Annotated in this window: 9 protein-coding genes; 4 read left to right on the plus strand and 5 right to left on the minus strand. The window is 70.5% G+C overall.

Features of this window, described 5'->3' with window-relative positions:
• Window positions 1–47 precede the first annotated feature (47 nt).
• From NUT86_RS36570 to folE, 3 genes are all read right to left on the minus strand, one after another.
• Complete coding sequence (locus tag NUT86_RS36570) at window positions 48–818, minus strand: NUDIX hydrolase (protein WP_274739657.1); 771 nt, start codon at window positions 816–818, stop codon at window positions 48–50.
• A gap of 73 nt (window positions 819–891) precedes the next feature.
• Window positions 892–2,196, minus strand: coding sequence for an MFS transporter (locus tag NUT86_RS36575; RefSeq protein WP_274739659.1), 1,305 nt, complete (start codon window positions 2,194–2,196; stop codon window positions 892–894).
• Between the two features lie 128 nt (window positions 2,197–2,324).
• Window positions 2,325–2,858 carry a GTP cyclohydrolase I gene (folE, locus tag NUT86_RS36580; protein ID WP_018088757.1) on the minus strand — a complete coding sequence of 178 codons (534 nt, stop codon included), beginning with the start codon at window positions 2,856–2,858 and terminating at the stop codon, window positions 2,325–2,327.
• Between the two features lie 576 nt (window positions 2,859–3,434).
• Between folE and NUT86_RS36585 the strand changes: the two genes are divergently transcribed.
• The 3 genes from NUT86_RS36585 (at window position 3,435) to NUT86_RS36595 (ending at window position 6,347) form a co-directional block, all read left to right on the plus strand.
• A complete protein-coding gene (locus tag NUT86_RS36585; RefSeq protein WP_266450250.1) occupies window positions 3,435–4,085 on the plus strand; it encodes a TMEM175 family protein in 651 nt (216 codons plus the stop codon).
• Between the two features lie 427 nt (window positions 4,086–4,512).
• A complete protein-coding gene (locus NUT86_RS36590; protein WP_274739661.1) occupies window positions 4,513–5,334 on the plus strand; it encodes a S1 family peptidase in 822 nt (273 codons plus the stop codon).
• A 308-nt stretch (window positions 5,335–5,642) separates the two neighbouring features.
• Window positions 5,643–6,347: a DUF4232 domain-containing protein gene (locus NUT86_RS36595; RefSeq protein ID WP_159484583.1), complete on the plus strand. Its 705-nt coding sequence runs from the start codon at window positions 5,643–5,645 to the stop codon at window positions 6,345–6,347.
• Window positions 6,348–6,592: 245 nt separating this feature from the next.
• Here NUT86_RS36595 and NUT86_RS36600 read toward each other — a convergent pair whose 3' ends face one another.
• Window positions 6,593–9,724 carry an ATP-binding protein gene (locus NUT86_RS36600; RefSeq protein ID WP_274739663.1) on the minus strand — a complete coding sequence of 1,044 codons (3,132 nt, stop codon included), beginning with the start codon at window positions 9,722–9,724 and terminating at the stop codon, window positions 6,593–6,595.
• Window positions 9,721–10,209 carry a hypothetical protein gene (locus NUT86_RS36605; RefSeq protein ID WP_159484579.1) on the minus strand — a complete coding sequence of 163 codons (489 nt, stop codon included), beginning with the start codon at window positions 10,207–10,209 and terminating at the stop codon, window positions 9,721–9,723. Before NUT86_RS36605 ends, NUT86_RS36600 begins: the two co-directional genes overlap by 4 nt.
• A gap of 163 nt (window positions 10,210–10,372) precedes the next feature.
• Between NUT86_RS36605 and NUT86_RS36610 the strand changes: the two genes are divergently transcribed.
• Complete coding sequence (locus NUT86_RS36610) at window positions 10,373–13,651, plus strand: DEAD/DEAH box helicase (protein ID WP_274739666.1); 3,279 nt, start codon at window positions 10,373–10,375, stop codon at window positions 13,649–13,651.
• Window positions 13,652–14,367 lie beyond the last annotated feature (716 nt).

Consider the following 14,367-nt stretch of genomic DNA (forward strand, 5'->3'; position numbering starts at 1 on the left):
CGAGGCCAGGTCCCGCGCACCATCGGCGGTGGCCTACGAGGAAGACGTCACGCCCGAGAACCGTCCGAAGGGTCCTGCCACGTCTCGCCGGGATTACGCAGGTCGCCGGGAGTACGAGGGTCGGCGGGAGTACGCAGGCCGCCGGGAGCACGAGGAACGCCGGGAGCACGAGGACCGGTGGGCGTACGCGTACCGCCGGGGAGGAGTTTCCCGGAGTGCAGATCCATGATGCGTTCCACCGCGAACGTCGTCTGACGGGAGCGTGCCTCGTCGAGAGTGAGCCAGACAGGTGCCTCCCCTTCCTCATTCACGGTCACCTCCCCCTGGGCTCCCGCTTCCCGGTGCTCATCGACCTCCAGCAGATAGGCATGCCAACGATGCGCGTCGGAGCCCCTTCTGCACACGTCTCCCTTCAAATGCTCGTCCGCCACGAGCCGGAGGCCCCCGTGCGCGTCGCGGATTCCCACTTCCTCCCAAAGCTCCCGCGCGGCCGCGCACTTGGGTTCCTCCCCGCGCTCGACGTGACCCGCGGGGACGGTCAAAGAGTAAGGAAAGGCGGTTCGCTGGAAGAAGAGAAACCTCGCACGCCGGTCACGCACGAATACACCGGCACTCTCATGCCAGTACTCGCCGTCCGAATCGGTCCACCAGCAGATGCGGGGGTCGATGACAACGGCTCTTTCCGCCTCGCGGCCGCACGAACTGCAGGTGCAGCGTTTTCTTCCGTCCACGACGATCCAGGTGACCGTCTCGGCATGGCAGTACAGGCAGTACTCGCCAAAGGTGCTGTCCCGCAACAGAAGGAAGTCGAGTTTCATCCTGCCCTTTCCGAGGTGAGGGTCTGCCGTCAGCCCGTACAGCAGTCGGGAACGCCACATTTCCACGGCTCGGTCAGGGACGCCTGGAGTCGGGATTGCTGGCGTCCGCCGCCTTCCCTATGGGTTCCGGCCCTTCCCTCATACCCACACCATCCTGCGCGTCGGGCGACCGGGACACACCGGATGGTGAACCGGTCCCGGAAGTGCGCGCGGTCGTCAGCAACAGGACCGCGCCCAGTCCGCCGAAGACCAGGGTCGCGGCGGCGACGGCGCCCCACCCCGCGGCAGCGATGACCAGCCCGAAGACCGGTGGCCCCATCAGAATCCCCACACCGCCGAGCTGGTTGAGGATGCCATTGGCGACATCGAGATGCTCAGGACGGCTCACCGAGGCGGGGACGGCAGCGAAGACAGCGGAGATGAGCAGTCCGTCGACGACAAGAACAAGCGTGGCCGCTCCGCCGCTGATCACGAGGGGGAGTTCGGCCGAGAAAGCGGGGAGGCAGGCCACCGGCATCAATGCGCCCAGCGGGACCAGTGAGGCGAGGGCCGCGCCGCGCCGCAGCAGCCAACTGGCGACGAGCCCGCCGACCGCGCTCCCCAGGCAGACGACCGCCACGACGGTCCCGGTCACCGCCGGCGTGGCCTGCCGGTGCTCGGTGAGAAACGGCGGAAGCACCATCACCACGGCGACGCCGACCAGCGACAGGCTTCCGTACGCCACGCCGAGCCTCAGCGCCCCGTTCCAGGTGCCGGCTTCGCGGTGAGCGCACGGGACCGCCGTCCTCGGCAGCCGAGGCAGGACGGTCGTGAGCACTCCGGCCATGATCAGCGGACCGAGCGCGGTGAGGGCCAGCCATTGGTGCCATGTCCACCAGGAGGCCAGGGCACCGCCCGTGGCCGCGGCGATGGCGAGCCCCGTCGGGACGCAGGTGCCCCACAAAGCGAGCGCTGCCGATCGGACGGCGCCCTGCGTCATGCCGGTGAGAACGACCGGACCCGCCACGAACACCAGCAGGTAGCCGACTCCTTCAGCGATACGTGACCCCAGCAGCAGTCCCCAGGAGCCTGCGGTCGCGCTGACGGCGGCTGCCACCGCCATCACCAAGAGGCCCCAGGGCAAGGCTCGTTGGGCACCGAAGCGGCGGACCCACCACCCCGCCGGGATGCCGAGGACGGCGCTCACAGCCGTGATACTCGACGTGGCCCACGCGAGCGCACCGCCCGACAGGCCCAGTGACGAACGCAGGGCGGGACCCGCAGGTGAGACGGCACCCAGACCGATCGCCGCCAGCACACCGGCGAGCCATGTCGCCAGCGCGTACTTCCAGGGCGACGTCAAGGCGCGGCGCTGACTGCCTCTCTTCCTGTCGTGCACGGGTTCTCCTTGTAGTGGCCGGCGCGTTGTCCCGCGCAGTCGGCCGTTGAGGAACGGGACGACGGATGGCCGGGGGTCGCGGGGGGGGGGGGTGTATCAATGAGCACCTCCCGCCACGCGAGTCCGGATCAGTCGTCCAGGCCGAACTTGGCCATCAACTCCTGATTTCCTGCCACATAAGACGTGTCGGTGATCACCGTCTGGTCGGATGGACCACGGCTGCACATGCAGAGGTGGCGGCTGCGGGAGGTGACTCGCACGGCTTTTGCGCCGCCGGAGGACATGATTTCTTCAGCGATGTCCTTGACGAGGTACTCCTGGATCTGGAAGCGCCGGCTGAACGCTTGCACCAGACGAGGGAATTTCCCGAGTCCGAGGATGCGGTCCCCGGGCACATAGGAGATGTTGACCTTCCCGAAGAAAGGCAGGAAGTGGTGGGCGCAGATCGAGAAGAAGTTGTTCTCCTGGACACGCACCACGCCGGCGTGCTCGCCGTCCACCACACAAGTGGTCTTGAGGATCTTCGAGGTGTCGATCTCATAGCCACTCAGCAGCTCGCGATAGGCCCGGACGATGCGATCCTCGCACTCCGGGCCGCTATACCATCCGAGCGCTCTCGTGTCGGTGGTTACATTGGTCTTGAGCCATTCTTCAATGGTCACCTGCGGCCTCCATTCCGCTCGCACCAAGGGCTCCGAAACCCGGTGGAGGCTTTTCACTATCCACCCGTTCGCGTTAATTGAGAACGTACCTCCATTGGCCGATACCCGTTCAGACCAATGGGCAGGTGATGCGTCAATAGCCAAGTATGCAAATCCGCATGGAGAATTAACGTTTCTCCTGGTGCTTGAACTGAGTAGATGGTGGGAATGCGGCGCGCGAATGGGAAGCGAAAAGTACCTTCTGGGCACGCCGTTGCACACCTGCTCACTCGTCACCTCGTGCGATGCGCGGCGATGCGCCCCACCGTAGGCGGAGCGTGGTTCCGTGAATGGTCCGGAACTCGGCGTCGCCTACCGAACACAGAGGTAGGGGGCCACGACCCACTGCACGGCGAGCGCGGAAGTACCTAATTCCGAATTCAGGAAGGGCGTGGAGAAAAAATCCCCGGACCGGCCACGCACCCGCATGCCGAGCCCCGCCAACATGCCGCTCTGCGGCCCACGAAGTCCGGTGGCCGGCTCAACACGTGCAAGGGGTAAATCGCCGTATTCCGACGCAGATGATCCTAGGGTGGCGTGGTGAACGGTGGCCGGAGAGTACGGGACGACGAAGGCAGCGCAGTCCGGCTCCTCGCGTTGTCCGACGGGGTGTTCGCCATCGCCATGACCCTGCTGGCGCTGGACATCTCGTTGCCCGACGGTCTGGACTCCGACGGATTCGCGCAGGCACTGAGGGACGTGATGCCCAAAGTGTGGGCGTACGCCCTCAGCTTGCTGGTCATCGCGGCGTTCTGGCGGGGCCACTACCAGCTCTTCCAGTACGTGAGGGACGTGGACGGGACGGTCATCAGGCTCGTGCTGCTGAGTCTGGGACTGGTCGCCCTGATGCCCTTTCCCACCACGCTGCTGGCCGAGTACGGGGACCTGCCGCAGTCCGTGGCCATCTACTCCGGCGCCGTCGCGGTCATGGGAGCCACGCAGCTCGCGCTGACGCTTGTGCTCTGGAAGCGCCCATGGCTGGGGAGCGCGGCATTGCCCGACCCCATCGTGCGCAACGACGTTGCCGACCTTGCGTCAACGGTGCTGGTCTTCGCGGCCGCCGTACCGCTCGCCTTCGTCTCACCCACCGGCGCGAAGCTGTGGTGGGCGGTGCTGATCCCGGTCAGAACGGTAACGGGCAAGCGGGGCAAGCGTCTGCGCGCGTCCGCACAGCGGTTCAGCGCCTAGCACTCCGGTCAGGATGCCTTGCCTGAGCTGGTTGTTGTTGTCGTCGTCATGTGGATCGCCCGCATCGCGATCATGTGGGCAGTCGGCCGGCCTTCCAGGTACTGGGTGGCAGTGACCGGCCCCTCCAGGGGCGGTGCAGAGTCCGTTCGGTGACGAACCGGCCGAAGGCGGTGAGAGCCGGGGGATACCCCTACCGTGCATGGACCCGCTGCCCGGATGGATCAGTGAATCGTGAACGCACAGGCTGAACGGGTCCGATGTCCGAGGCACCCTGCAGGGTGCACAGGGAGGGAGCATCCTCCATGGCCGATGGTTCTCATCAGCCCCGTCGTGTTCGCTCAACGTCACTGTCCAAGTGGAGTGAGCGCCGGCACTCCGTGCCCGAGGTGACCGCGGCATTCCGTACACCCGAGGGAAAGGAACCCCTGTGTTCAGCGTGAAGTCCAGGCACCGCCGTGCGGCGCTTGTCACCACCGTCGCCCTGGCCGGTGCGATGTGCACCATCATGACGACCGGCAGCGCCGGAGCGATCGTCAAGGGGAAGGATTCCACGGAGCGTTACCCGTTCATGGCATCGATCCCGCAGTCGGTCCCGAAGGTGACGGACGACGGCGTCTGCGGAGCGTCACTGATCGATCCGCAGTGGGTGCTGACGGCGGCCCATTGCGTCGATACGACGCTGGTGAAACCGGACGGCATCGTCCGCATCGGCAGCGACCAGCGGAAGTACGGGGGCACCGTCCGCGCCATCGAGCGGACCGTGATCCACCCCGGCTACAAGCAGGGCGGGGGCGAGGGGCCCAACCGGAACGATGTCGCGCTGATCCGCCTGGACCGCCCGGTCGCCGAGAAACCCATCCGTATCGCCGACCGGCCCGGGCGGCCCGGTACCCCGACCCGGCTCCTTGGCTTCGGCACCGTCGTCGACACGACCGATATCACCAAGGCGGTGTTCGCGGACCGGCTCCAGGAACTCGGAGCCCGCAGGGGGGCCGACACCGAGTGCTCCCCCGGCTACGCGGGGGAGACCCGGCTGTGCACGGTCAGCCGGGTACCGGAAGCCATGGCGTGCATCGGGGACTCCGGAGGACCCCAGATCCAGCGCGGCAAGGGCGGGCGGTGGGAGCTCATGGGCACCACGTCGGGCCCTGGTGACTCGGACCAGGCCTGCGCGGGCGGGCCGGGCCTCTACAGCAATGTGCCCGCCTACGTGGGCTGGATCCGGAAGACCATCGGCAGGCACGTCTGATCCGGACGACGCGCAGGGGCCCGGGGAGAGCGAACTGACGGTGACGCTTGTCCCAGCCCGCGCCGGAAGGTAGTGCTGGGGGCCCTGATCCCGTGACGGGACGCAGTGCGGCCGGGGCGCACCGCGCACGGCTGGGCTCGGGCCCCTCGCACCCTGTTGAGTCCAACATCGCTGACTGACCAGCATGTTGGGGAGTTACCCGCGCGTAGGGTCGGCAGCGGCATGGGTGAGAATAGGGACATCCGATGAGGGGTCAGCAAGTCTTTCCGGCCTGGCCCCTCGATCCCTGAACGCAATGAGGAGTATCCGTGAACCGCACCTGCACCGCCCGCATACGACGTGTCGCGCTCACCGCGGCCGCCGGTGTAGCGCTCGCGGCGACTGTCACCGCCTGCGGCTCGGATGGCGGTAGCGGGTCGGCCTCGGGCGGCGACTCCGCGGCGTCCGCCAAGGCCACCGCGGAGTCGTCGAGCGGTGCGTCCCAGGAGAGCTCCGACAGCGGCAAGGCGGCCGGTTCGTCTTCGGACGGGGGCGCGTCGGGGAAGGACGGTTCGTCCTCGTCGGGCTCCAAGTCGGGCCCGTCCGGTGACAAGAAGGGTTACGGGCAGGCCTGTGGGGCCAACGATCTGAAGTTCTCGGCGCGTTCCGAGACTCAGGCGGGCGGCTACATCCTGTTGTCCGCCCGCGCCAAGCCCGGCATCACCTGCACGATCCCCAGCGGGCTGCCCTCGGTCTCCTTCGGCTCAAAGGGCATCGAGGCGACGAACGCAGAACAGGCGGTCGGCCCGGCCATCACGCTCAGCGGCTCCAAGACCGCCTACGCCGGGATCAACCCCAAGACCACCAACGGCGACGGCGGCGTCGAGTTCACGTTCCTCATCGCGGCCATCGGCACGTCCGACCCGAACCCGGCGAGCGTCTCCACCGGCTCCGTCACCGTCGACAAGCCCATCGTCACCAACTGGCACACCGCCCCCGCCGACGCCGTCCCCGGCGACGGAACGGACAACTGACGCCTCCCACAGTGCGGCCCCGCTGCTGAAGTAGCGGTGCCGAGCAGCTCTACGCATGCGGGGCACGTGGTATTCGGGCGATGACGGCTTCGGCCTGAGTGCAGTCGTTGCGGGTGCCCGAGGCAGGGGGTGGTCGCCTGCCGGGCAGGAGGGGCGTGTTGTCGTACCTTCCTGCCCGCGCCCGGAGGGGGGAACGGCCCCAGCGGTCTGTTCGGCGTCGTACCGCACCACTGGGGTCGTCCGGGTCAGTCCACGACGATTCCCGGATAGCAGTGCTCGTGGTGCCAGTCCGGGGCCACCGGGTAACCGCAGTGGCAGATTTCGGGCCGGGCCGACTCGCCCCTGGCACGCCGGGCCAGGGCGACGATCAGGGGCTGGCGGTCCAGCCAGGACACCGCGTCGTCGCGGTCGGTCAGGCCGAGGGCCTCCGGCGTCACGTCGAGTCCGTCGGCGAGCAACTCGATGAGCTGGTCGGCCTGTTTGCGGATGAAGCGCAGGACGTTGCCGCAGTAGGACGGGGGCATCTCGTCCAGTCGGTGGCGGCGGTCCTGAACGTCCTGCCAGACCTCGTCCTGGTTCAGGAGGTTCACCCAGTGCTCCTCCGAAGTCCAGCGTGTCTTGGGGGCGATGGCGCCGCCGCTGCCCGCTGACCGCACCAACTCCTGGGTTTCCACGGCCTCTTCGAGGGCCCGGCTGTACTCCGCGTGGTCCTCGGCCGCCAGGCGCCGGTAGATCGCTACGGACATGTCGGCGTCCCGGCGCGCGGCGGCGAGGCTGCCCCCGGCGCCGAGCCGGGCCTGGGCCGACTGGCGCAGGACCTTCGCGTGGTCGCTCTCGTACCGGACCGGGTCGGCCGCCGCGAGCCGTGCGGTGATCCCAGCTGCCTCGTCGGCCAGGGTGAGGGCCTCCCGCCACCGTTGCAGCCTCCCCAGATAGGTGGCGAGCCGCGACGCGAGGTCGGCCAGGACGGGCTCCTGCGCGGCGGGCGCCACCGCGGCCAGCCGTCGGGCGGTCGCGACCGCCTCCTCCAGCGCGGTGACTGCCTCCTCCCTGCGCCGCGACGCCCACAGCAGGAAGGACAGGTTGCCCAGGCACTGCGCCAGCTCGGACTCGTCGAGTACGAACGCGCGGGCGAGCAGCGACCCGGCGGGCGGGCCGGCCGCCAGGCCGCGCCGGGCGAACTCGATGGCTCGCGCCTGCGCGGCCACGGCGTCCGAGAGGCGGCGCAGCTGCCAGGAGAAGATGCCGAGGTTGTTCAGGGCGAGCGCGAGGCCGGTCTCGTACCGGTCCGGTTGGGTCGCCGTCAGACGCCAGAAGATCCCGACCGCTTGCTCCGTGGGGGCCATGGCCCGGTCCGGGTATCCGGCCGCAGCCAGCCCCCGGCCCACCTGTGCGAGGGCCAGGGCAAGGCCGGGCTCGTGGGCCGCTGGGTCCGCCACGGCCAGGTCCTGGAAGAGCGCGGCCGCTTCCTCGGCCGCGTGCAGGGCGCGGTCGGGGGCGTCGGCGTCGAAGGCGTGCTGGGTCAAGTGCAGCAGCGCGGTCGCCAGGGTCGCGGTCGGGGAAATGTACGGCGATGTGGACGAGACTGCGGCAAGGGAAGAGGACGGAGACGGAGACGGAGAACCAGCCGGGTGTGTACCGGCAGCCGCCGCCTTCCGGAAGCAGCGCACCGCCTCCTCGTCCGCGGCCAGCGCCTCTTGTGCCCGCCCCGCCCGGCCGAGCCGGAAGCCGAGGCCCTGGTGCAGGCGGCCGCGCTCGGCGGGGGCGGCGGTGTGGGGGAGGCGTTCGGCGACCAGCCGGGCAGTGAACGTCGCGATGCCCGCGTCCAGGTCGGGCTGCCCGAACTCCGGGAAGCAGGTCTCCACGGAGGCGAGGACGGAGGCCGGAAGGGTGGTCTCGGCGAGCGCCGTGAGGGCCGCGCTGCCCGCGGCGACGGCCACCGACGGGTCCTGCCGAAGGATCTGCTCCAGGTGCCCGGCGATGTGCGGCCAGCGCCCCGGTGCCGCTGCGGCCGCCAGGAACGTCAGGCCGCGCGTGACCGACGGCGGAACCGCACCGTCCGGGGCGCGGGCGCTGAACGTGCGCGCTGTCGGTGCGGCCCAGGGGGCGGCGGGATAGCCGGTCACGCGGTGCCCGTCGAGGCTGAGGGCGAGGAAGTCCTCGGCGAGCCGGTCCGGGTAGAGCGGTTCGAGAACGGCGCCCGGCTCCGCCGCCGGGTAGCAAGTGCCGTGGTCGGTGAGCAGCCGCAGGGGCCGCTCCAGGCCGATCCCCGCGAGCAGAGCGCTGCCGTCCCCCGGTGACACGGCCCCGGTGAGGGCGGCCGTGAACACGACGCGGTTCATGTCGCTCGGCGCGGTGCTGAAGTCCAGTCCCTCCAGGCGGTTCTCCCACAGCCGGGTCCAGTGTCGTCGCTCCCGGTTCAGGAGGTACGCGGAGAGGCCGGCCAGGTCGTCCGGGGCCTGTTCGCCGCGTACGTGGGCGTCGACGGCGACCAGGGCGGCCATGTGCACTGCGAGGACGAGCCCGAACTCCGGACGCTCCAGATCCTTCGGCTGTGCGATCACGGCCGGGTCGGGCACACCGTACCGGGCGGCGAAGCAGTCCCGGGCCGCGGCGAACATGGCCGACCGGGCCCGCGGGTCGCCGCCGGGGGTGCCCAGCGGGGCCAGCTCCTGGTCCCGCGTGTCGGCCATGACGTCTTCCAGGGCGGAGCGCACGGCGGGCCAGGCGGTGGACGAGCGGGCGAGCAGCAGCAGCCGGGTCGGCAGGGAGCTGGTGAGCAGCCGGTTGCTGAACAGCCAGGTGAGGTGCGAGACAGGCCAGCGGTCCGCGTAGTCGACGACGAGGAGCATGCCACGAGCCCCGTCGGGCCGCAGGTCCGCGCCGCTCTTCCGGCCCGGGTCCAGGACGGCGCCCGGGCCGTGCGTGGCGGTGACGACCTTCCAGCCCGCGGCGGCGCTCTCGGCGGCGAACTCGTCGGCGAGGCGGCTCTTTCCGTGCCCGCCGGGGCCGTGCAGCCATGTCGCCGAGAGCCGCGGCCCGGGGGCGTCCCGCCAGGCGGCGAGCTCGGCGCGCTCCCGCTCCCGGCCGGTGAAGTCGACCAGCCGGTAGCGGGCGTTGAGCATCCGGCTGGGCTGGTGAAGCAGCCAGGTGTCGTCCGGCGCGGGGGCCGCACTCCGGTGCTCGCCGAGCAGGTAGACGGGCCCACGATCCGGGAAGACGTGCAGGTCGGCGCCCACGACGCCGTACCCGAAGCCGCTCTCCACACGGATCGTCTGCTGGACGGCCGCCTCCGCGGCCGGGCCGGGCAGCGGTGCGCCACCGCCGCCGGTGGCGACCCGACGGCCTTGCCGGGTGCCCTCGTCAGCTCCTGTCACCGAGCGGCCCCGGCGGTACCTTCACCCTCGACCCTTCCTTCCCTCTGCGCCGGTTCGGCGGAACGAGCCGGCGCTGACTCGGGGCTGTGGTGGTGGTTGACGATGTTTCCGCCCTGCACCAGGAACGCCTTCGCGTTGTCCCGTACGACGACGTCCTGCACCCACTTCGACTCGCTGTTCCCGGCGGGCCTGACCTCCTCGATCAGGGCCCGCAGCTCCTCGGCCGCGGCCGGGTCGCGCCGCAGCAGCGAGCGCAGCTCGAGCTGCCACAGGGGAAGGAGCGTCTGCCGCACCTGGTCGCCGTCCTCGGCCTCCGCCACGAGCCGGGCGTTGCTGTCGAGTTGGCCCTCGATCGCCTGCTGCCGTTCCTCGCCGCCGCGGCGCCGGAACAGCTCCGCCACGCGGGTGCGGGCGAGCATCCAGGAGTCGGTGGCCATGGCTCCGACCACTGCCGTACCGCCGGCCGTCACGAGTTCGTCGAGCACAATTCCTCCCTCTGCGGGCACCGTTGACGTCGCGCACTCCGTGCGCCGCGCTCCGCACCGAAGACCGTAGAACATCGTGCCGGAATCCGGGGGTTGCGCTGACGTCCTCACCACGTGTGAGCGGTCACTCGCTCCATGGTGGCGCCTATGTCAGAGTTGGGTCATGCGCACGGCTGGTGGGGGAAAGCAGGATGGAGTGGCCGCGTCGGGGGAATCCGTACCGGACCTGGTCCGCACGCGATGGGGGGTCCGCCTGACCGACCCGCTGCCGGCCCGATTCGAGGAGCCGGGCTGGAGTTACGAGGAGAAGGTCCCGCGCGGCTGCCCCGCCTGCGGTGGCGAACTGCACTCTCTGCGCAGGCCGTACGAGTCCCAGGGGCGCGTCTACCGCTACGTCGCCGTCGTCTGCCCGAGTTGCCCCGCTGCCTACGCCCTCGCGGATCTCGGCGTGAAGACGTACGACAAACTCATGGGCCACAGCGGCTGGGCAAAGGCCTCTACGCCCGCTCCCGCCGCGAAGCCGAATCCCGGCCGCGATGCCGACGATGCCTGGGAGATGTTGCTCGGCCCGTGCCCCACGGGTGATGAGCCGGGCGGCCTGACCATCAGACCGATCCATGCCTCCTCGGGCGCGACACTCCGGCCTGCTCCCGGCCCCGCGCGCATCATTGCCTCCAACTTAGCTTCCCCCGGGCCCAGTTGGCCCGTCGATCTGCCGCTGCCGGCCGATCCGGAACTGCGGCTCCTGTACTGGTGCAAGGTGACCGACCCACACTGGCGGCCATCCTTCGAGGCCGTCGACGCGGCCGAGGACATCCGCGTCATCATGCCGGACGGCCCGGAATTCGACGCCCTGCGCGCGTACCTGGCCGACGAGGACATTCCGTACCGCTGTGCACGGCACTGGCAGGAGTCAGAAGTTGTCGGCACCGTCAGCGACTCGGGGTACCGAACCGACCTCGTCGCGTGGCCCGTCCGCTCCGGGCCGCTGCCGGCGGCCCCGGTCGCGGGTCCCGGCGCCCATGCCGCCCGTGACGCGTTCGCGCTGCAGTGGGACGCACTGGAGGAGCTGCCCGAGGACGCCGACGACGCCTACGTCCCGGTGGCCGACCTGGTGCCGCCGGGCTGGTCGCGGTTCCTGAAGTACCCGACGTTCAACCCGGCGCAGGCCGACGCCGTCCCGGCGATCCTCGAGAACGACGGCAACGTCCTGGTTGTCGCCCCGACCGGCGCGGGCAAGACCCCGGTCGGCATGGTCGCCGCCCTCAAGGCCAACGCACAGGGCCGCAAGGCCGCCTGGCTCGTGCCGCAGCGCTCCCTGACCGACGAACTCGACCATGAACTCGACCTGTGGCGCAGCAACGGACTGAGCGTGGTGCGCCTCACCGGCGAGTACGCCGTCGACGCCGAGCTGATCCGCAAGGCCGACATCTGGGTCGCCACCACCGAGAAGTTCGAGGCCATCTGCCGCACTGGCTCGCTGCGCGACGCCCTCGCCGACGTCGGCTGCCTCGTCGTCGACGAGGTCCACCTGCTCGGCGACCCTGGCCGCGGCCCCGTCCTGGAGGCCCTGCTCGCTCGCGTCGGCGAGGACACCGGGCAGGTGCGCGTCGTCGGCCTGTCCGCGACGGTCGCCAATGCCGACGAGGTCGCCGACTGGCTCGGCGCCCGCCTTGTGCGCAGCACGTGGCGGCCCACCCGGCTGATCTGGCAGATACCCGTCCCCGCCGCGTCCACCAACAGCGACCGGGGCGCCCGCGCCGCGGCCCGCACCCGCGCCGCCGTCCGCCAGGTCCGCACCATCGCCGACGAGGGCGGCAGCGCCCTGGTGTTCTGCGGCAGCAAGCGCGGTGTGCGGATGACCGCGCTCGCCCTCGCCGAGGAGCGCGGGGCCCGCACCAAGGGCGTCGACAAGGACGACCCGGAGGCCGTCGAGCGGCTCTGCTCGCTGGCGGGCGTACGCATCCACTACCGGGACTGGCCCTACAAGCGCGAGGCCGAACAGGCGTTCCGGAACCGCGAGGCGAACGCCCTGGTGGCGACGTCCACCGTGGCGGCCGGGGTCAACCTGCCCGCCCGCGCCGTCGTCGTACGTGACACCGAGATCGGCCTGGACCGAGTCGAAGTCTCCATGGTCCAGCAGATGTTCGGCCGCGCCGGGCGCGTCGGCGCCGGGGAGCGCGAGGGCTGGGCCTTCCTCCTCACCGACGGCACCGACCGGCCCGAGTGGCAGGCCCGTCTGGCCGCCGGCTACACCGTGCGCTCCCGCATCCGCGAACGCCTGCCCGACCACCTGCTGGCCGAGGCGGTGCAGGGCCGCGTGCGCACGCTCCGCGAGGCCGAGAACTGGTGGACCCGCACCCTCTCCTCCCACCAGGGCAACGAGAGCTTCGACCCGCTGTACGACGCCGTCGACTTCCTCACCGAGGCCCGCTACCTGCGCCGCAGCCCCGGCCTTGAGCACGACGACACGCTCGTCGCCACCGAGCTCGGCACCCTCACCAGCCGTTTCATGCTCGCCACCGACCTCGCCGACGAGTTGTCCGACGCGCTGCGCGCCGCCCCCGTGCCCCAGGACCCGGACACGGCCGAGCAGGTGCTCACCGCCCTGCTCGCCACGCATCTGCCGAACCTGGAACAGGCGCAGTTCACCGACCGGGCCCGCGCCGTGCTGCTGCGGGTGCTGCGCAACGGCGGCCACCTGGACCCCCCGGACCCGGAGGCGGGCGGCGCCCCGGCGCGGCCGGCAGACGAACCGGTGGCCGCCGGGGACCTGGCGCGGGCAGCGCTGCTCCTGGTCGCCCACAGCCCCAAGGTGTTCCGCAGCCGCTCCCCGTACGTCCTCGGCATTCCCTCCGAGAGCCTCACCGGGATCTACGAGGAGTCCCAGCGTTACCTGGCATGGCTCGGCGCGCAGGGCCCGCTCGGCACCGTGCACCCCTGGGCCGCCGTCGTCGCCGCCGACCTGGCCGCCCGGATCCGCTGGCGGGACCTCGGGCCGCGCCGCGGCGCCGGGCGCCTGTTGTGGATCTGCGAGCAGATGGCCACCGCGCCGCTCGCCGCCCGGCTCGTGCCGCAGATGTGGCGTGCCGCCCGCAAGCGAGGCATAGGCGCCCCCGACTGGCCGGGCACCACACCACCCAACGGCTGCGCCCTGCCCGCCCAGCGCTACCGGCAACTCCTCGCGGAACGCACGACGGGCGCGCTCCTGACCCCGGGCCCGGACGGTGTCCTGGTCCGGGGCTGCCCACGTGGCGCGACCGTACGGCTGTGGGACGGCACGTCGGTGGAGCTTCACCCGGTCGAGCCCGCCGCGGTCGAACTCCCTTACCCGCGCCCGGCACCGGACAACCCGGAGGGTGGCCACCGTGGCGCGGTCGTCTTCACCCGGGGCGACCACTTGGCCACGGGCTGGTTGGCCGCGTACAGCGGCTTGGTCTGAGAGCCGTCCCGGTCGGGGCAGCCGTTCGGGATGGGTTGGTGAGGTCAGGTGCTGGCCAGGTGGTCGGCGAGGTGTGATCGAGGACAGTGGCTGCGAGCCCGGGTTGCCTGGCGGGGCGAAGCTCCCTCCAGCCAACCGAGTTGAGGCTCTAGAAGAACCCCAGCTTCTTCGCCGAGTAGCTCACCAGCAGGTTCTTTGTCTGGTGGTACAGCGCAAGCAGCTCGCTGACCTGCGAATATGGCAGCCGTGGGGATCTTGCCGGGCCTGCTGGCCCGGGAATGGTCCGGATCTTGACTGATGCAGACCTTGGGGCTGCGGCTCTGTTGGATTGGCCGTAGCCACCCGCTCCGAGCTGACGGTCGCACCTGGCGCAGGTTGCAGATCGCGTCTTGTGTGGTCTAGATGGTCCAGGTCAGGAGCGTAGGCGCAGGTCAGGCCCTTGTGGCCCAGGAGCGTCAATGCTGTTGGTGAGACGCGTGTGATACCGCGTGAGAGGTGAGGAATCCCCGTCGGTTTGCCGGCGGGGATTCCTGCGTTCGAGGGCGGGCCCAGTGGGCCGTCTTTTCGCGACACCGGCCTATCTCATTCGGATCCCGGTGCCCGGCAAGACAGCCGTCACCTATGCCGAGCCTTGCAGACGGACGGGCCGGATGTCGCGTGGGGAGTCGGCGGGACGCTTGGTCGGCTACGCGGAGCGGGCGGAGCCAGGCGATGGC

Origin of the sequence: Streptomyces sp. G7(2002) (genome assembly GCF_028870195.1) — a bacterium.
GTDB classification, from domain to species: Bacteria; Actinomycetota; Actinomycetes; order Streptomycetales; family Streptomycetaceae; genus Streptomyces; species Streptomyces nigrescens.